Raw genomic sequence first — 18,813 nt, forward strand, 5'->3', positions numbered from 1 at the left:
CATGTCGAATATCACTGTGCTCGCCGGCCTGATCGGCGCGGGCATCCAGGCCTCTCGCACACCAGCCCTTCATGAACGCGAAGGCGATGCCCAGGGCATGCGTTACCTCTATCGGCTGATCGACCTCGATGCCTTGCAACTCGATAGCGGCGCCCTGCCCGATTTGCTGAGCGCCGCCGAGCGCATGAACTTCACCGGTCTGAACATCACCTTCCCCTGCAAGCAGGCGATCATCCCGTTGCTCGATGAGCTTTCACCAGAGGCCCGGGGCATTGGCGCAGTGAATACCGTGGTGTGGAAGAATGGCAAACGCATCGGCCACAACACCGACTGCCTGGGGTTCGCCGAAGGTTTCCGTCGCGGCCTGGGTGATGTTTCCCGTCGACGCGTGGTTCAGATGGGCGCCGGTGGCGCTGGCGCGGCCGTGGCCCACGCGCTGCTGGCAGAAGGCGTACAGACGCTGAGTATTTTTGATGTCGAGGTCAGCCGTGCCGAGGCCCTGGCAAATAACCTGAACCAACACTTCGGCGCCGGCCGCGCCCGGGCCGGGCATGACTTGACCAGCGCTATGGCCGAAGCCGATGGCTTGGTGAACACGACGCCCATGGGCATGGCGAAACTGCCAGGCATGCCGGTGCCGGTCGAATTGTTGCGGGGCGAGTTGTGGGTTGCGGAAATCGTTTACTTCCCGCTGGAAACCGAACTGCTGCGCAACGCCCGTGCCCTCGGCTGCCGCACGCTGGATGGCGGCAACATGGCGGTGTTCCAGGCGGTGAAGGCCTTCGAGCTGTTCAGCGGCGTGGCGCCGAATGCGCAGCGGATGCTGGAGCATTTCCAGAGCATGAATCACTAAAAAACCTGTGGGAGCGAGCTTGCTCGCGATGGCGGTGTGTCAGTCACCATCGATGTTGACTGATCAACCGCTATCGCGAGCAAGCTCGCTCCCACAAAGGGTTCAGGGTCAGGGCTGCAAGTACCGCAACACCGACTCACACACCATCTCGCGATGCCGCTGCTTGATGGCCTCGTCCGACAGGTCGATCTGAAAGATCTCACCGAACGTCTGGCGGTTGGACACGCGGTAAAAGCAGAAAGAACTGATGAGCAAGTGCACGTCCAGCGGTTGGAGATCAGGACGGAACACGCCCTCTTCGGCGCCCCGCCGCAGGATCACGCCCAGGGAATCAAGGATGTTATTGGTCATCGCCTTGATCGCGCCTGACTGTTTCACGTACTCGGCGTTGTGGATGTTCTCGATACAGACGATGCGCACGAAATCCACATTGCGGTCATGGTGGTCGAAGGTGAACTCCACCAACCGCCGGATCGCGTCGACCGGGGCCAGTTCCGCCAGGTGCAAGCGGCTCTCGGTGTTGCGGATATCCCCGTAGAGTTTTTCCAGCACCTCGACGTACAACTGCTCCTTGCTGCCGAAGTAGTAGTAGATCATGCGTTTGGAGGTGTGGATGCGCTCGGCGATGGCATCGACCCGAGCGCCGGACAGGCCCTGCTGGACGAACTCGACGATGGCTTCCTGAAGAATGTTCTCCCGGGTTTTCTCCGGGTTGTTCTTGCGACTCTTGCGCGGCTCCACGACGGGTTCGTCGAGGGCTGCGGAAAGTTCTGGATTCATAGTCATTGCGGGGCTCACGGCCATCACTGCACAGGTTGGCGATTATGGGCCGCACCGTGCAGTGAAGGAAGCCACGGCATTGCCCATTACCGCCGCATTTACGATTTCTCTACAACTTGGCGTGCCGCAAGCCACCGCTGCGGGACTTGGCCATGGCCGCCAGCCGCACTGCGACGTTGGCCGCGCCGTAACCGGCGTAGCCGTTCTTGCGCTGAATGATCTCAAAGAAAAACCGCCCCTCGAACGGCTCGGTGTAGACGTGAAACAACTCGCCGCCCTGGGCGTCACGGTCGTACAGCACGTTGAAGTACGCCAGTTCGCTGAGAAACTCATCGTCGAAATCGAAACGTGCCGCCAGGTCGTCGTAATAGTTGAGCGGAATGTCCAGCAGCGGTACACCGGCCTCTTTGGCACGGCTGACCTGGGCAAAGATGTCATCGCAGTCGAAGGCGATATGATGCACGCCGGAGCCGCGATAACTCGACAGCGCGTGTGAGATTGCGGTGTTGCGGTTCTCGGAAATGTTCAGCGGCAGCCGGATCGAGCTGCAGCGGCTACGCAGGGCGCGGCTTTTTACCAGGCCATAGGGGTCAGGCAACACCACTTCGTCGTCGGCCTCGAAATCCAGCAGGCTCTTGTAGAACAGCACCCAGCTGTCGAGGCTGTCGGCCGGCAACGCCATCGCCATATGGTCGATGCGCTTGAGCCCGGCGCCAATCACGGCACCGGGCTGCAGGTTGAAATCGGTGCCATAGACATCGGCCTGCTGGTCCACCAGGTAGATCAGGCTGCCATCCGGTGCGCGCACTGCCGCCAGTTCCAGTTCATTGGGCCCCACCAACCCGCGATAGGGCTGACCTTTGTAGGCCACCGCGCGTTCCAGGGCGCTGGCGCTGCTTTTCACCCGCACGGCGGTGGCGCACAACGACGGGCCGTGGGCTTCGAAAAAGCTGTGGGCAAAAGAATACGGTTCACTGTTGAGGATCAGGTTGATATCCCCCTGGCGCAACAGGCTCACGTTCTTGGAGCGATGCTGACCAGCCTTGACGAAGCCCAGCCGCTCCAGCCAGTGGGACAACTTGGCGCCGAGATTATCGTCCACGGCGAACTCAAGAAACTCGATGCCGTTGTATTCACTGGCCGGCGGTGTAGCGAACAGGATATCGGCATTGCTGATGGCCGGCGCTTCTTCGGCCAGGCGTTGGCGGGTCTTTTCTTCCAGGTACAGCAGCGAGCGCAGACCGTCGGCGGCATTGGCCCGTGGCGGCGCGGCGCGGAAGCCGTCGTTGAAGATTTCCAGCGACAATGGCCCGGTGTAGCCACTCTTGATGATCGGCGCCAGGAAACCCGGCAAGTCGAACTCCCCCTGCCCGGGGAAGCAACGGAAATGCCGGCTCCACTCCAGCACGTCCATCGCAAGGATCGGCGCGTCGGCCATTTGCACGAAGAAAATCTTCTCGCCCGGGATCTCGGCAATCGCACTCGGATCGCCCTTGAGGGACAAGGTGTGGAAGCTGTCGAGCAACACGCCGAGGCTGGGATGATCGGCCTGACGCACGATGTTCCAGACCTGTTGATACGTATTCACGTGCCGGCCCCAGGCCAACGCTTCGTAACCGATGCGCAAGCCCCGCGCACCGGCCCGTTCGGCCAGCAGCCGCAGGTCATCGATCAGAATCTGTTCGTCACCGACGCTGTCGGCCGAGGCGTTGCTGCACACCAACACCAGGTCGGTGCCCAGCTCCTGCATCAGGTCGAACTTGCGCTCGGCCCGCTCCAGGTTGCGCGCCAGGCGATCGCGGCGGCAGCCTTCGAAATCACGAAACGGTTGGAACAGGGTGATGGCGATGCCCAGGTCAGCGCACATCTGCCTGATTTCCCGAGGGCTGCCATCGTAATAGAGAAGGTCGTTCTCGAAGATTTCCACCCCGTCAAAACCGGCGGCGGCAATGGCTTCGAGTTTTTCCGGCAAGGTACCGCTCAAGGATACGGTGGCAATGGAACGCTGCATGACGTCGGCTCCCGGGACAGGCATCGGCTACAAAAGGTGCGCCGCTTTTGAAAGAGTCAGCCGATTATTGAGCTGTCGGTTCCTTTCAGCAATTTAATATGTACCATCTGGTTAGTTTTTTGGGCGATTATCGAACAAAATGCCGATTGCCGAATTGACGATTTTTTGCTCACTGCGCACCATCGCTTCCACATTGACGCTGGCCCTGGCCGCCGGCATCAATGGACAGACCCAGACCAACCATAAGAATTTCAAAAACGGGTACACGCTATGATCCCTTCCCAAAGTTCCCGCCTGGCCCCCGGCCTGGGTGTCTCGACCAGTGGCATCGGCGACAAGATCCGTGGCGCCATGGCCGTGGGCAAGACCCGCTGGGGCATGCTCGCCCTGGTGTTCTTTGCCACCACCCTGAACTACATCGACCGCGCCGCCCTGGGCGTGATGCAGCCGATCCTCGCCAAGGAGATGAGCTGGACGGCGATGGATTACGCCAACATCAACTTCTGGTTCCAGGTCGGCTATGCCGTCGGTTTCATCCTGCAAGGCCGGCTGATCGACCGGATCGGCGTCAAGCGCGTGTTCTTCTGCGCGGTGCTGCTCTGGAGCCTGGCGACCGGCGCCCATGGCCTGGCCACCTCGGCGGTGGGCTTCATGATCTGCCGTTTCATCCTCGGCCTCACCGAAGCCGCCAACTACCCGGCTTGCGTGAAGACCACGCGACTGTGGTTCCCAGCGGGCGAACGGGCCGTGGCCACCGGTATTTTCAACGCCGGGACCAACGTCGGCGCGATGTTCACCCCGATGCTGCTGCCATTGGTCCTGCACGTATGGGGCTGGCAGGCAGCGTTCCTGTGCATGGCCGCACTGGGCGGGATCTGGCTGCTGTTCTGGGGCCTGAAATACTTCAACCCGGAAGACCATCCCAGCGTCAAACAATCGGAACTGGATTACATCCAGGCCCAGGACGAACCGGAGCAGGTCCGCGTGCCCTTCTCCCGGATCCTGCGCATGCGCGGCACCTGGGCATTCGCCCTGGCCTACTCGATCACCGCACCGGTGTTCTGGTTCTACCTTTACTGGCTGCCGCCGTTCCTGAACCAGCAATACAACCTGGGCATCAACGTGACCCAGATGGGCATCCCGCTGATCATCATCTACCTCACGGCTGACTTCGGCAGTGTGGGCGGCGGGATCCTGTCTTCGTTCCTGATCGGCCGCGGCCTCAACCCGATCAAGGCGCGACTGGTGTCCATGCTGCTATTCGCCTGCTGCATCATCGGCGTGATCATGGCCGCCGGCGCAAGCAACCTGTGGATGGCGGTGTTTGCCATTTCCCTGGCCATCGGCGCGCATCAGGCCTGGACCGCCAATATCTGGAGCCTGGTGATGGACTACACGCCCAAATACATGATGAGTACGGTGTTCGGCTTCGGCGGCATGTGCGCGGCCATCGGCGGGATGTTCATGACCCAGTTGGTCGGCCACATCCTCACCGTTACCAACAACAATTACACCGTGCTGTTCACCTTGATCCCGGCGATGTACTTCATTGCCCTGATCTGGTTGTACTTCATGGCGCCGCGCAAGGTGCCGACGCTGGAGAACTGACTGATTACCTGTGGCGAGGGAGCTTGCTCCCGCTCGATTGCGCAGCAATCGCCAAAGCACAAGGGCCGCTTCGCAGCCCAGCGGGAGCAAGCTCCCTCGCCACAGGGGGTGTATAGCCAGTGATTACACCCGTCGCTGCTGCCACGCCGCCGCCAACCCACTGAGGCAAATCAGGACGATGCCGAACACCGTGGTCAACGTCGGCGTGTGATTGAACAGCAACCAACCCAGCAACCCGGCAAACACGATCTGGCAGTACCCGAACGGCGCGAGCAACGCCGGGGCGGCAAAGCGGAAGGCTTGGGTCAGCATCAAGTGCGCGGTCATCCCGCAGGCGCCCAGCGCCAACATCATCACACCATGCAACAGACTCGGCACTTGCCAGAAGAACGGCACCAGTGCGCTCATCACCAACGTATTGCACAGACCGGCGAAGAAGTTGCTGGTGGTCGGGCTGTCGATCTCACTGAGCTTGCGCGTGAGCAGTTGGTAGAAGCAGAAAAACAGCGCCGAACAGAACGGCAACAACACCGCCGGCGTGAACAGATCCCCGCCGGGGTGGACGATGATCAACACCCCGATAAAGCCGAAGATCACCGCGATCCATTGACCACGCGTCACGTGCTCACCCAGCAACGGCACCGACAACGCAGTGACCAGCACCGGGGCCAGGAAGTTGACCGCGGTCGCCTCGGCCAACGGGATATACATCAGGGCCGTGGTAAAGAACAGGCTGGTGCCCAGCAGGCAGAGGGCCCGAGCCAATTGCCATAGGGGACGCTTGGTGCGCAACACTCGCAGCCCTGAACGCGGCAGGAAAATACCCGCCATCAATAGCGTATGCACCACATAACGCGCCCACACCACCATGATGATCGGGTAGAAACCCGAGAGATATTTCGACAAAGCATCATGGCTGGAGAACAGGAACGTCGCGCAGAGAATAAGCAGGATGCCCTTGAAGGCCTGATTGACGCCGGAAAGCGGGGTGCTGACGGTCATGTAGAAATCCTGCGTTGCGTGATGTAAGGACAGCCAATACCTGCGAGCGCAGACTCAGCTGAACAACTCCGATGCCTGACTGGCGTGCGACAACTCCTCGGCAAACGCCAGCAAGGTCGGTGCCAGCGCCTGCAGCCGCGCCCGTGTCATCCGCGCACTGGGCCCGGCAACGCTGAGCACGCCGACGACCCGGCCATCCAGCGGATGTCGCACCACGGCGGCAATGGCCGAGGTGCCGACCGCCGAGCTTTGCTCGACACAGGCATAGCCTTGCTCGCGGGCCCGTCGCAGGTACTCGAGCAATTCATCCGTATTGCGTGGCGCGTTCGGCCCCAGTTCCTGCGTTGGCACCTGGTTCACCTGCCGCTCCACCAGGGCCAACGCCTCGGCGTCGCTCATGCACGCCAGCCAGGCATGGCCCGACGCGGTATAGAACAACGGCGCCTCGCGGCCCATGTCCGGGTCGTAGCGCAAACCGGAGCGGGCGCCCTGGGACTTGGCGATCCAGGTCTGGCAATCGCCCTCGATGACGCCCAGGCGCACCAGTTCGCCAGTGTCCCGGGCCAGGCGATCAAGCACCGGCTGCACGATGTCCGCGCCACTGCGCGACAGGTAGCGAAAGCCCATGGCGACCAGACGGGTCGACAGGTGATAGCGCAGGTTCTCCGGGTTCTGGCGCACATAGCCCAGGCGCATGAGTTCGGCGAGCAGGCGGTGGGTGGCGCTCTTGGGGATCTGCAACTGTTCGGCCAGCCCTTGGAGCGGCCAGCCATGGGGATCGCTGGCCAGGCTTTCCAGCACGTTGAAGACCCGTTCGATTTGACTGCCGGCCATGGGAAATCCAGATGAGAGGTTAGTCGATTCTAAAATATGCTAAGTGTAATGCAAATTCTGGAACCAGATACCTTTCATGCCCCGATGAACCAAAACCCGCGGCGATTGCCTGAAAGCTCAAGCATGGCGCGCACCTTGAGCCCCCAAAAAGCTAGACTCACCCCACAACAGCACTACTCAGCAACCGGTCAATCAGAGGACTTCCCCCATGTTATGGAAAAAAGGTCGCCGCAGTGACAACGTGGTGGACGCCCGCGGTGACGGTGGGGGCGGCGGCGGGATGCGCTTTGGCGGTGGCAAGGGCTTGAGCCTGACGGCCATTATCCTCATCGTCGGCATCGGTTGGATCACCGGTCAGGACCCGATGCAGATTCTCGGGCAACTGGCCGGGCAGATGGACCAGTCCGCGCCCGCCACGTCACAAACCCGCCAGGCGCCACCGGCCAATGACGAGCAGGCCGAATTCGTCCGTTCGATCCTCGGCGATACCGAGGACACCTGGGGCCAGGTCTTCCAGCAAGCCGGGCGCCAGTACCAGCAGCCGAAACTGGTGCTGTTCAGCGGCCGGGTCAACTCGGCCTGTGGCCTCGCCTCTTCGGCGACCGGCCCGTTCTATTGCCCGGCCGATCGCCAGGTCTACCTGGACATGAGCTTCTTCAAGGAGATGTCCCAACGCTTTTCGGCCGCCGGCGACTTCGCCCAGGCCTACGTCATTGCCCACGAAGTCGGCCACCATGTGCAGACCCTGCTCGGCGTGTCGGCGAAAATCCAGGAGGCTCGCCAACAAGGCCGGCAGATGGAAGGCGACGGTGGCTTGCTGGTCCGCCAGGAGTTGCAGGCCGACTGCCTGGCCGGCGTGTGGGCCAACCACGCGCAAAAACGCCTGAACTGGCTGGAACCGGGAGATATTGAAGAAGCCCTGAACGCCGCCAATGCCATCGGCGATGACCGTTTGCAGCAACAAGGCCAGGGCCGCGTGGTGCCGGACTCGTTTACCCATGGCACCTCGGCGCAGCGGGTACGCTGGTTCAAGACTGGCTTCGCCCAGGGCCAGGTCAGCCAATGCGACACGTTTGCGGCAAAAACCCTGTAGATGAAGTGGGGTATGTTGATCGGGCTGGTGCTGTGCTGCACCGTTGCCCAGGCGGACGAACATGGCGTGAACGTAGTCGCCCAGGGGCGCCTGCAGTTCAAGGGCGGCGCCATGGCCGTCGGCGTGAGCCCGCCCCCGGCGTCGATCCAGCGCGTGCTGATTATCCTCCATGGTCGACGGCGCAATGCCGACACCTACCTGCACAGCGCCGAAAAAGCGGCCGAGCAGGCCGGACAACTGGCCACGACCCTGATCATCGCCCCGCAGTTTCTCAACGAGCAGGACGTGGCGCGCCATCAATTGCCCAACGACCTGCTGCGCTGGCGAGGCAACGAGTGGATGGCCGGCGGCTTATCCACAGGGCCGAACCCGGTCAGTTCCTTTCAGGTACTCGACGACATCGTTGCGCGGGTCAGTGACCAACAGCAGTTTCCCGAAGTACAGGCGATCGTCATCGCCGGCCATTCCGGCGGTGCCCAGGTTGTGCAGCGCTATGCCCTGCTCGCCCACGGCCAATACCGGATCAACCCGCGCTTTGTCATCGCCAACCCGTCGTCCTATGCCTACTTCGATGCACAACGGCCCATGGCCTTCGCCCCTGCCAGTTGCCCCGGCTTCAATAATTGGAAGTACGGCCTGCAGAACCTGCCGGCCTATGCGGCAGGGCAAACACCCGCGCAACTGGAAGACGCCTACATCAAGCGCGACATTGTCTATTTGCTCGGGCAACAGGACATCGACCCGGAGCATCCGGCGCTGGATAAAGGTTGTGAGGCGCAGACCCAAGGGCCGTATCGGTTACTGCGTGGGCAGTTCTTCTTCGACTACCTGACCCGCCGTCACCCTGAGGGGTTGAACCAGCGGTTGATCGAAGTGCCGGGGGTGGGGCATAACGGGGATGGAATGTTGACTTCGCCTGAGGGGTTGAAGGTGTTGTTTAGTCAGTAAGCCTTGTGTCGACTGGGAAGGCCCTTTCGCGAGCAAGCCCGCGAAAGCGATTAGCCAGTCAACACAACTCTCAAGCCAACAGCATCCGCCGCAACTCCGAACAATCGCGCGCATGCCAATCCGTCAGCTCCGGCCACGGATTGTCCGGCAGATTCACCAACACCGTCCGCGCGCCCGCCGCCCGACCGCAGTCCAGGTCAAAACGATAGTCACCGACCATCACCATCGCTTCAGGCGCCACGCCCCAGGCCTCGGCCAGCTTCAACAAACCACCGGGATGAGGCTTGGGCGGTGCTTCGTCGCGGCCCAGCACATCTTCCACGGCGAAACAGTCCGCCAGGCCGATGGCTTCGAGAGTCACGTGGGCCAGCTCGCGGGCGTTGCGGGTCAGGATACCCAGGCGAACACCACGCGACGCCAGTTCGCGCACCAACTCCACCGCCCCCGGGGCAGGCCTGGAGCCCAGCGCCAGGTCCCGCTCGTGTTCCAGCAGCCAGGCATGCTTGGCCGCAGCGTCATCAGCCGGCAACGCCGCCAGATGGGTGAGGATGTCATCTTCGGCCGGGATCGCCAGGGCCACGCGGATCGCCGCGAAATCATGCACGGCGATGGTCAGCGTGCCGTCCATGTCGAATACCCAGTGCCGGACGTCGGCCAGGCTCATGCCCAGTCCTTGCGATGGCGGATCAGGCCTTCCTGGGTCACCGATGCCACCAGTTGCCCGGCGCGGTTGAACACGCTGCCCCGGGAGAACCCCCGGGAATTGCCGGCCCACGGGCTGTCCATGGCGTAGAGCAGCCAGTCATCGGCGCGCAGGTCGGCGTGGAACCACAAGGCGTGGTCGAGGCTGGCAACCTGCATATCCTTCTGCCACACCGATTTACCGTGGGGCAACATCGAGGTGGTCAACAGGCCGAAATCCGACGCGTAGGCCAGCAGGTATTTGTGCAAGGCCGGCGAATCCGCCAGGGCGCCATCGGCGCGGAACCACACGTATTTGATCGGATCGGCCGGCTGCGGGTTGTAAGGGTCTTTTTCGGTGACCGGGCGCACCTCGATCGGCTTGGGGCACAGCAGTTTTTCACGCATGTGCTCGGGCAGCAGGTGCGCGCGCTGCTGGGTCAGCTCCAGCTCGGAGGGCAGGTTCTCCGGCCCGACGACCTGCGGCATGCTGCTCTGGTGCTCAAAGCCTTCTTCGTCGTACTGGAACGACGCGCTGCAGGTAAAAATCGGGTTGCCCTTCTGGATCGCCGTCACTCGTCGGGTGCTAAAGCTGCCGCCGTCACGCACCCGGTCCACCTGGTAGACCACCGGCAACGCCGCGTCGCCCGGACGCAGGAAATAACCGTGCATCGAGTGCACATGACGGGCCGGCTCCACGGTCTGGCTGGCCGCCGACAGTGACTGGCCGAGCACCTGGCCGCCGAACAACTGGCGGAACCCCAAGTCCTGGCTACGACCGCGAAACAGGTTCTCTTCGATCGGTTCCAGGGTCAGCAGGTCGACCAGATCTTCCAACACGTGGCTCATTCAGACTTTCCTCACACAGCGCAACACCGCGCAGTCTGTGCTGCGGCGGTGGATCGATTGTTGGCCCGGGCCATTGTGGCAGGCATTGTAAACGTCCGTGTCGGCTAACCGTGCAGGGTCTGTAGCCACTGTTCACGGTTGATGCGATAGAGCACATGGTGACGCAATGGATGATCGACCGCGAGCTTTGGGTGTTCGAAGTCGTCAGCCGGATCGTGGTGCATGCCGATGGCCTGCATGACCTTTTGCGACGGCAGGTTATCCACAGCGGTAAACGCCACCACTTCGTCCAGTAATAACTGGTCGAAGGCACACCGCAGTGCCGTCCACGCCGCTTCGCTGGCATACCCCAGGCCCCAGTGCTCCCGGGCCAGGCGCCAGCCGATCTCGATGGCCGGCGTGAAAGGTGCGTCGAATCCGACCACGCCCAGCCCGGTAAAACCAATGAAGGCCCCAGTGTCCTTGCGTTCCAATGCCCACAAGCCAAAACCATGTTCGGCAAAATGCCCACGCACACGGCCGATCAAGGCGGCGCTTTCCAGCCGGCTCAGGGGCGCCGGGAAATAACGCATCACCTGCGGATCGGTCGACATGGCCGCAAACTCCGGCAAGTCAGCATCGCGCCACTGCCGTAATATCAGCCGTGCGCTTTCCAGTTCCAGTATCGGCTCCATCTTCACTCTCCTCCATGCCCCTGAGTCTACATCGCAGGCAAGATCCGTCACTCAATCACCGCTGAAAACCTGGCCCACGACCGCGCTCATATCGAACGTTACAAGGGCGCTGAGTTGGCTCGCGAAGACCAACGGCGACTTGGCGTGCCCAGTGCCACACGGCCGCCCCGGGAAATCACCAATCGATACCCGAAACTATAAGGTGGGTGTGTGCCCGAGCGGAAAAATCGATAGATGTGGCTTTGCTTCTGCGCTATCGGTTCATGCAGCGTTCGTAGGCTGCCAGAACGGTGCGCTCCGATTGCACCAGATAGGCTTCGAGCATCTGGGTGGCTGCCTCGGGTCGCCCTTCTTCGATACAGCGCAGGATTGAAACGTTCATGTCGACATAGGGCATATGCAGGAACTCGGGATCATTGAGCAGGCCGAAGGCCAACCGCAGCTCGGCAGATATCTGCCCGTAGAACACCACTAGGCGCGGGCTGTCGGCGAGCTCGACGATAGCCTTGTGGAACATCATGTTAGCGGTACCGACTGCGATCCAATCCTTGGCCTCACGCGCTCGCATGCCCGCTTCCACCGCTTCGCGCATATGCAGTGCTCCCGGGTGCAGTGGATAGCCCTGGGCAATGGCCTTGCATTCGATAAAACGGCGCACACGATAGATGTCAATGATCGACGCCATATCCGGCTCTGCCACGGTCACCCCTCGATTGGGTTCATGCTTGAGCAACCCCTCCCGCGTGAGGACCCTGAACGCTTCCCGCAAGGTGTTGCGTGAAATCCGCAGGTTTTCGGCCAGGGCCGCTTCGGACAGCCGCTGGCCCGGAACCAACTCACCTTCGACCAGCATTCTGCGGATCTCCTGGGTAATGGATTCTCCCAGCGAGCGAGGGAGGGAAGGTGAAACGTCGTTCATGTGCAATCCAGAATAAGAGAAAGTCACTTTGATGTTCCCTGAGAGCCCCGCCCATGGCAAGGAGCACGGGTGTCGCCTGCATCATTAAGTAACACCCACGAGTGACAAGGTTACAATTTGGTGCAAATTGTAGCCTCACATCAAATTGATTGTTGAACAATCCAAGCGCTATAGATCAACACTTTTAGGCCGATGTTTGAGTCCTGGCACGCTCGTTGCTCAATAAAAAAATATCTCCCACCGTAGGAATTGATGCCGTGACACAGACAGCCGTGACACAGACCGCTCAAGATTTTACAAAGACGCGACGCGCTTCCCTGATCGCAGCAATTTTCATGATGGCAACGTCCGCCATCGGCCCTGGCTTCATCACCCAGACCGCCACGTTCACGGCCAAGATGGGTGCGGCATTTGCGTTCGGTATCCTGGCGTCGATTCTGATCGACTTCGTGGTTCAACTTAACGTCTGGCGTATCGTCACCCTGACCCGAATGCGCGCCGCAGACGTGGCCAACAACGCGATTCCAGGCAGTGGTTACCTGCTGGCGGTGCTGGTGATTTTCGGCGGGCTGGTGTTCAACGTTGGCAACATCGCCGGTGCCGGGCTGGGCCTGAATGCGCTGATGGGGCTTGATGCAAAATGGGGCGGCGGTCTCAGCGCCCTGCTGGCCATCGGCATCTTCCTCTCCCACCGCGCCGGATTGGCCGTGGACCGGCTGATTGTCGTGCTGGGTCTGGTGATGATTGGCCTGACGCTGTTCGTGGCCTTTGCCTCTAACCCGCCACTGGGTGAAGCCCTCTACCAGACCATACTTCCGGACCAGATCAATTTCGCCACCATTACGACCATTGTCGGCGGCACGGTCGGTGGTTACATCACCTATGCGGGGGCTCACAAACTGTTGGACCGCGGTACTACCGGGGTAGAAAATCTCCAGGCAGTGACCAAAGCAGCCCTGGGCGGCATCCTGGTCACCGGCCTCATGCGCTACATCCTGTTTCTCGCCATCCTCGGCGTTGTTGCCAGCGGCGTAGTCATCGACACCTCGGGCCAGGGCGCCAACCCGGCCGCACAAGCCTTCCAGGCAGCAGCCGGACAGTTCGGCCTGCGCGTCTTCGGTCTCATCCTCTGGGCCGCCAGTATCACCAGCGTGATCGGCGCCGCTTACACCTCCATTTCCTTTATCACCGTGTTCAAGCCGGACATCACTGAGCAGGGTCGCAACCGCGCCACCACCGTATTCATCACCCTATCGCTGCTGATCTTTGTCCTGATGGGGACTGCTCCTGCCGCACTGCTGCTCTTCGCGGGCGGTTTCAACGGCCTGATACTGCCAATCGGCCTGAGCATCTTTATCTACGTCGGCTGGCGCCGGTCCGACCTCATGGGCGGTTACCATTACCCACGTTGGCTGCTGGTACTGGGCGTCCTGACCTGCCTGCTGACCTGGTACATGGCAATCAAATCCGTTGGGCCGATCTTCGCCTTCCTCAACGTTGCCTGAGCCCGATAACGAACAAGGAGTCACGTGAATGCCAACCATAGATATCAACAGCGACCTGGGCGAAAGCTTTGGCGCCTGGCACATGGGCGACGATGCCGCGATGCTCGATGTCGTGACCAGCGCCAATGTCGCCTGTGGTTTTCACGCCGGTGACCCCGCCGGCATCCTGCGGACACTGAAAGCGGCGGCGGCAAAAAATGTCACCATTGGCGCCCATGTCGCTTACCCGGACAAAGTGGGCTTTGGCCGCCGAAACATGGACGTGGCCAGCGATGAGCTGACTGCCGACGTGATCTACCAGATCGGCGCGCTACAAGGCCTGGCCAAGGCCGCCGGCACCTGCGTGCGCTATGTGAAGCCCCATGGCGCCTTGTACAACACCATTGCTCACGATCGCCGTCAGGCGCTGGCCGTGATCGAAGCCATCCGCGCGATCGACTCCAACCTCATATTGGTTGCCCTGGCCGGCTCAAGCCTGATTGAACTGGCCCGTAACGAGGGTTTGCAGTGTATCGCCGAAGCGTTCGCTGACCGGGCCTATACGCCACAGGGCACCCTCGTCTCTCGCCGCGAACCAGGTGCGGTGCTGCACGATCCCAAGCTCGTCGCCCAACGCATGCTGCGCCTCGTTGAAGACGGCTGCCTCGAAGCGATCGATGGCAGCCTGACCAAAATCCAGGCCGACTCGATCTGTGTCCATGGCGACAGCCCCGCAGCGGTGGAAATGGCCCGCGAGCTGCGCCGCGTGCTGGAACAGGCCAACATGTCCTTGCAGCCCTTTGCCGGAGGACGCCCATGAACGCCCTTGATCTCGCCCGCCAGGCGGCCATCGCCGCTGCCCGCGAAGCACGCGCCGCCTACCGTGGCGGCCTGGTCACCCCCACCGCGGGTGTCGCGCCGGGCATGACCCAGGCCAACCTGATCGCCTTGCCGCGCGCCTGGGCATACGATTTTCTACTGTATGCCCAGCGCAATCCAAAAGCCTGCCCGATCCTTGACGTCAGCGACGCCGGCAGCCCAAGTACGCTGCTGGCTGAATGGGCCGACCTGCGCACCGATATACCCCTGTACCGCATCTGGCGTGACGGGAAACTGGTGGAGGAAGTCAGCGACGCCACTCAGGCCTGGGCCGAACACGACGACATGGTGGCCTTTCTGATTGGCTGCAGCTTTACCTTTGAAACGGCCCTGCAAGAGGCCGGCATCGAAGTGCGGCATATCACGGATGGCTGCAACGTACCGATGTACCGGACCAACCGTGCCTGCCGTCCGGCGGGACGTCTACAGGGTGAAATGGTGGTATCGATGCGACCGATCCCCGCCGATCGCGTGGCAGAGGCGAGCACTATCTCCGGACGCTATCCCTCAGTCCATGGCGCCCCGGTGCACATCGGCGAACCCGCGCTGCTCGGGATCCAGGACTTGAGTCGACCCGACTTCGGCGACGCCGTGCGCATCGAACCCGGTGAGATCCCGGTGTTCTGGGCCTGCGGTGTAACGCCCCAGGCAGCGGTCGTGGCCTCGGGCGTGCCCTTCGCCATTACCCATGCGCCCGGCCATATGTTCATCACCGATGTGCCTGACAGCACCTATCACGTCTAGGAGTTTCCTGTGCGTTTTCTACCCGTCAACCTGGACGCCCTGCTCGTCGAATTGAAAGACCTGGACGAGACCCTGGCGTTGTTCGACGCCCTGATGGCCGAGCCGATTGCTGGCGTGGAGGAAATCATTCCTGCCGCACGAACGCTGCTGATCCAATTTCGCCCCAGCGCCATTGCGCAGCAGGCGCTCGTCAATCGTATCGCTGGCCAGGACCTGAGCCAGCGCCGCGCGATCGAGCATCGCCGGGTGGAAATTCCCGTCCATTACAATGGCGAAGACCTCGACGAGGTCGCCACGCTGCTGGGGATCAGCCGCGCCGAGGTGGTCCAACGCCACACCGCCCATGACTACAGCGTGGCCTTCTGCGGATTCGCGCCGGGCTTCGCCTACCTCACCGGCGGTGCGGGTTTCCAGGTGCCTCGCCGACAAACTCCACGCACCCGCATACCCGCGGGTGCGGTTGCCCTGGCCGGGGAATTCAGCGGTGTTTATCCCCAAGCCAGCCCCGGTGGATGGCAGATCATCGGCGTCACGCCTTTGCAGATGTGGGACCTGAACCGCGCTGAATCGGCCTTGCTGCGTCCAGGCTATAAAGTGCGCTTCACCGATGCAGGCCCGCTCCCGGCGGGTGGCCTGCCCGCCCCCACGGCACCGGCAAGTGCCGCCGCGCCCAGCGGCGCCTATCTGGAAATCATCACCCCCGGTTTGCACAGCGTACTGCAGGATATGGGCCGTCCCGGCCAGACCGGCCAAGGCGTATCCCGTTCCGGCGCGCTGGACCTGGGCGCGCTGCGGGCCGCCAACCGCGCGGTCGGCAACCGCTCGGACATGGCCTGTGTGGAATCGGTCCTCGGCGGCCTGAGCTTCGTTTGCCATGGCCGTGCCGTGATCGCGGTCACGGGGGCGCAAACCCCGGTCACCATCACCAACGCCAGTGGCCTGCAATGGCAGGCAAGTCACTACCAGCCCATCGAGCTGGACGCGGGTGACCGCGTCAGCCTGGGTTCCCCCCTCGCGGGGCTGCGCAGCTACCTGGCGATTCGCGGCGGCTTTGACGTCACTCCGGTGCTGGGCAGCCTGTCCACAGACACCCTGGCCCAGGTCGGCCCCCCGGCGCTCGCCGTCGGCGACCTATTGGGCTTTACGACACTGACAACGGGAACCAGCGTATCGCTGAACGAAGCCCCAGCCTTTGAGCTGCCTACTGCTGCCAACATCGTCACCCTTGACGTGGTCATGGGACCGCGTACCGACTGGTTTACCGAAGACGCCATCCAGCGTCTGAGCAGCCAGCTCTGGCGCGTCACCTCACAGTCCAACCGCGTCGGTATTCGTCTGGCCGGTGAAATACCGCTAGCGCGCAGCAACCACCATGAGTTGCCCAGCGAAGGCACCTCCGTGGGCGCCATTCAGGTTCCGGCCAGCGGCCAACCGGTTCTGTTTCTCGCCGATCACCCGTTGACCGGTGGCTATCCGGTGATCGCCGCAGTCGCCAGCTACCATCTCGACCTGGCTGGCCAGATCCCTATCAATGCGCAGATTCGCTTCAACCCTGTGGACGGCTTCAAAGAGATTCAACCCGTTACGCAAGCTTCTTCAACTGCCGATGTGAAAAAAATTCCATGAAAAAATTACTGATTGCCAACCGTGGTGAAATTGCCGTCCGCATCGCCCGCGCCTGCCGCGACTACGGCGTGCAGTCTGTCGCGGTCTATGCCGACGCGGACATCGACGCCCTGCACGTGCGCCAGGCCGACGAAGCCTACTCACTGAATGGCCAGCGCCCGGCCGAAACCTACCTGGATATCGGCAAACTGATCGCCGTGGCCAAACGCAGCGGCGCCGATGCCGTGCACCCCGGCTATGGTTTTCTGTCTGAACGGGCTGACTTCGCCCGGGCGGTGATCGACGCAGGGTTGATCTGGATCGGTCCCAACCCGCAGACCATCGACGTGCTCGGCGACAAGGTCGAGGCGCGAAAAATTGCCCAACTGGTCGGGGCGCCTCTGGTCGCCGGTACGCCTGGCCCGGTCGAAAGCGCCGCCGAAGTATTGGCCTTTGCCGAACAGCACGGCCTGCCAATTGCCATCAAGGCAGCCTTTGGCGGCGGTGGGCGCGGCATGAAAGTCGCCTGGCGCATGGACGAAGTGGCTGAGTTGTTCGCCTCCGCCGTGCGCGAAGCGCAAGCAGCCTTTGGTCGTGGCGAATGCTACGTCGAACAGTTCCTCGACCGTCCTCGGCACATCGAAGCGCAGATCCTCGCCGACAAACACGGCAAGGTCGTCGTCGTCGGCACGCGTGACTGCTCCTTGCAGCGGCGCAATCAGAAGCTGGTGGAGGAAGCGCCAGCGCCCTTTATCAGCGACGAACAGCGCCAGCGTATTCATCAATCCGCCCAGGATATCTGCGCCAAAGCCGGCTACGTCGGTGCCGGCACGGTGGAGTTCCTGCTCAGCCAGGATGGCACCCTGTCGTTCCTCGAGGTCAATACCCGCTTGCAGGTCGAGCACCCGGTGACCGAAGAGACCACTGGGGTGGATCTGGTGATCGAACAACTGCGGATCGCCGACGGTTTGCCGTTGTCCTTCAGTGAGACGCCGACCCCGCGTGGCCACAGCTTCGAATTTCGCATCAATGCGGAAGACCCAGGCAAGGGCTTCCTGCCCACCCCCGGTCAGATCACCGATTTCCTGCCACCGTCTGGCCCGGGTGTGCGCCTGGACAGCGGCGTGATAAGCGGCTCGCGAGTGCCCAGCACCTTCGACTCGATGATGGCCAAACTGATCGTCACCGGCGCCACCCGCGAACAGGCTATTGTCCGCGCCCGACGCGCCTTGGCGGAATTCAACATTGAAGGCATTGCCTCGGTGCTGCCGTTCCACCGGGCCGTGATGGACCATGACGACTTCACCGGTGCCGATAAATTCGCCGTGCACACGCGCTGGATCGAAACCGATTTCGCCGAACAGATCACGCTCGCCCCACGTACCGCGGTATCGGCCGACCCAGGCATCCTGCGCACGTTTGTCGAGATCGACGGCAAGCGCCACGAACTGGGCCTTCCGGCTGCGCTGCTGCGAGACGTCAGCCTGAACGCAGCGGGTACCGCCAGCGAAAGCACGGCCCCCTCCGAGGTCACTGATCCGCAGGCGGTACTGACGCCCGTGGCGGGTAATCTGCATACCTGGGTCGTCGAAGACGGCGAGTCGGTGAGCACCGGGCAAGTGATCGCGGTTGTAGAAGCCATGAAAATGGAAACCTCGGTCCTCGCTCCTTGTGAAGGCCAGGTGCAGATCGCCAAACAGGCAGGCGATTATTTTGAAGCCGGCTCCGTCATTGGCCGCATCAAAACAGCTCTCTGATTTAAAACTTTTCTTTTCGCAGTCAGTACGCGCAACGGGGTAATAACCCGGTTGCCGCGTGCTGCCCGCAGAAAACTGTAGATGTAACTTTG

18 protein-coding genes are annotated in these 18,813 nt (G+C 62.0%); 10 read left to right on the forward strand and 8 right to left on the reverse strand.

Annotation, left to right across the window (positions count from 1 at the left end):
- Position 1 precedes the first annotated feature (1 nt).
- On the forward strand, positions 2-853 hold the full coding sequence (locus tag ACWNZ1_RS24610) for a shikimate dehydrogenase (RefSeq protein WP_135847283.1): 852 nt from the start codon (positions 2-4) through the stop codon (positions 851-853).
- Between the two features lie 108 nt (positions 854-961).
- Here the strand turns inward: ACWNZ1_RS24610 and ACWNZ1_RS24615 are convergent, their stop codons facing one another.
- Together ACWNZ1_RS24615 and quiC are read right to left on the reverse strand one after the other, a co-directional pair.
- Positions 962-1,639, reverse strand: a complete 678-nt coding sequence (locus tag ACWNZ1_RS24615; RefSeq protein WP_135847284.1) for a TetR/AcrR family transcriptional regulator — start codon at positions 1,637-1,639, stop codon at positions 962-964.
- A 103-nt stretch (positions 1,640-1,742) separates the two neighbouring features.
- Positions 1,743-3,644 carry a 3-dehydroshikimate dehydratase QuiC gene (gene quiC, locus ACWNZ1_RS24620; RefSeq protein WP_456027931.1) on the reverse strand — a complete coding sequence of 634 codons (1,902 nt, stop codon included), beginning with the start codon at positions 3,642-3,644 and terminating at the stop codon, positions 1,743-1,745.
- Between the two features lie 139 nt (positions 3,645-3,783).
- Between quiC and ACWNZ1_RS24625 the strand changes: the two genes are divergently transcribed.
- Positions 3,784-3,918, forward strand: a complete 135-nt coding sequence (locus tag ACWNZ1_RS24625) for a hypothetical protein (RefSeq protein ID WP_265072400.1) — start codon at positions 3,784-3,786, stop codon at positions 3,916-3,918.
- Positions 3,915-5,252, forward strand: a complete 1,338-nt coding sequence (locus ACWNZ1_RS24630; RefSeq protein ID WP_135847286.1) for an MFS transporter — start codon at positions 3,915-3,917, stop codon at positions 5,250-5,252. Before ACWNZ1_RS24625 ends, ACWNZ1_RS24630 begins: the two co-directional genes overlap by 4 nt.
- A gap of 123 nt (positions 5,253-5,375) precedes the next feature.
- Here ACWNZ1_RS24630 and ACWNZ1_RS24635 read toward each other — a convergent pair whose 3' ends face one another.
- Entirely contained in the window at positions 5,376-6,254 is an 879-nt protein-coding gene (locus ACWNZ1_RS24635) for a DMT family transporter (protein WP_135847287.1), read from the reverse strand.
- Positions 6,255-6,308: 54 nt separating this feature from the next.
- Positions 6,309-7,088, reverse strand: a complete 780-nt coding sequence (locus ACWNZ1_RS24640; RefSeq protein ID WP_135847288.1) for an IclR family transcriptional regulator — start codon at positions 7,086-7,088, stop codon at positions 6,309-6,311.
- Positions 7,089-7,296: 208 nt separating this feature from the next.
- Here ACWNZ1_RS24640 and ypfJ point away from each other — a divergent pair, with 208 nt between their 5' ends.
- Both ypfJ and ACWNZ1_RS24650 read left to right on the forward strand, forming a co-directional pair.
- Positions 7,297-8,181: a KPN_02809 family neutral zinc metallopeptidase gene (gene ypfJ, locus ACWNZ1_RS24645; protein ID WP_135847289.1), complete on the forward strand. Its 885-nt coding sequence runs from the start codon at positions 7,297-7,299 to the stop codon at positions 8,179-8,181.
- The gene (locus ACWNZ1_RS24650; RefSeq protein ID WP_135847290.1) at positions 8,182-9,129 is read left to right on the forward strand and encodes an alpha/beta fold hydrolase; all 948 of its coding nucleotides are present in this window, start codon (positions 8,182-8,184) and stop codon (positions 9,127-9,129) included.
- 70 nt (positions 9,130-9,199) lie between these two features.
- Here the strand turns inward: ACWNZ1_RS24650 and ACWNZ1_RS24655 are convergent, their stop codons facing one another.
- From ACWNZ1_RS24655 to ACWNZ1_RS24670, 4 genes are all read right to left on the reverse strand, one after another.
- Positions 9,200-9,793, reverse strand: coding sequence for an HAD family hydrolase (locus ACWNZ1_RS24655; protein ID WP_135847291.1), 594 nt, complete (start codon positions 9,791-9,793; stop codon positions 9,200-9,202).
- The gene (gene tesB, locus ACWNZ1_RS24660; RefSeq protein WP_135847292.1) at positions 9,790-10,659 is read right to left on the reverse strand and encodes an acyl-CoA thioesterase II; all 870 of its coding nucleotides are present in this window, start codon (positions 10,657-10,659) and stop codon (positions 9,790-9,792) included. Before tesB ends, ACWNZ1_RS24655 begins: the two co-directional genes overlap by 4 nt.
- Before the next feature lie 104 nt (positions 10,660-10,763).
- Positions 10,764-11,333, reverse strand: a complete 570-nt coding sequence (locus ACWNZ1_RS24665) for a GNAT family N-acetyltransferase (protein WP_135847293.1) — start codon at positions 11,331-11,333, stop codon at positions 10,764-10,766.
- 253 nt (positions 11,334-11,586) lie between these two features.
- A complete protein-coding gene (locus ACWNZ1_RS24670) occupies positions 11,587-12,252 on the reverse strand; it encodes a GntR family transcriptional regulator (RefSeq protein ID WP_456027932.1) in 666 nt (221 codons plus the stop codon).
- Between the two features lie 272 nt (positions 12,253-12,524).
- Here ACWNZ1_RS24670 and ACWNZ1_RS24675 point away from each other — a divergent pair, with 272 nt between their 5' ends.
- From ACWNZ1_RS24675 to ACWNZ1_RS24695, 5 genes are read left to right on the forward strand one after another with little or no spacing between them, the layout of a single operon-like run.
- A complete protein-coding gene (locus ACWNZ1_RS24675) occupies positions 12,525-13,757 on the forward strand; it encodes an NRAMP family divalent metal transporter (RefSeq protein ID WP_256454435.1) in 1,233 nt (410 codons plus the stop codon).
- A gap of 28 nt (positions 13,758-13,785) precedes the next feature.
- Positions 13,786-14,556 carry a LamB/YcsF family protein gene (locus ACWNZ1_RS24680; RefSeq protein WP_135847295.1) on the forward strand — a complete coding sequence of 257 codons (771 nt, stop codon included), beginning with the start codon at positions 13,786-13,788 and terminating at the stop codon, positions 14,554-14,556.
- Positions 14,553-15,359: a putative hydro-lyase gene (locus ACWNZ1_RS24685; protein WP_135847296.1), complete on the forward strand. Its 807-nt coding sequence runs from the start codon at positions 14,553-14,555 to the stop codon at positions 15,357-15,359. The genes ACWNZ1_RS24680 and ACWNZ1_RS24685 overlap by 4 nt, the downstream gene beginning before the upstream one ends.
- 9 nt (positions 15,360-15,368) lie before the next feature.
- On the forward strand, positions 15,369-16,985 hold the full coding sequence (locus ACWNZ1_RS24690; protein WP_135847297.1) for a 5-oxoprolinase subunit B/C family protein: 1,617 nt from the start codon (positions 15,369-15,371) through the stop codon (positions 16,983-16,985).
- Entirely contained in the window at positions 16,982-18,721 is a 1,740-nt protein-coding gene (locus tag ACWNZ1_RS24695) for an acetyl/propionyl/methylcrotonyl-CoA carboxylase subunit alpha (protein WP_456027933.1), read from the forward strand. Before ACWNZ1_RS24690 ends, ACWNZ1_RS24695 begins: the two co-directional genes overlap by 4 nt.
- Positions 18,722-18,813 lie beyond the last annotated feature (92 nt).

It is taken from the genome of Pseudomonas sp. CFBP 5748 (assembly GCF_053850495.1).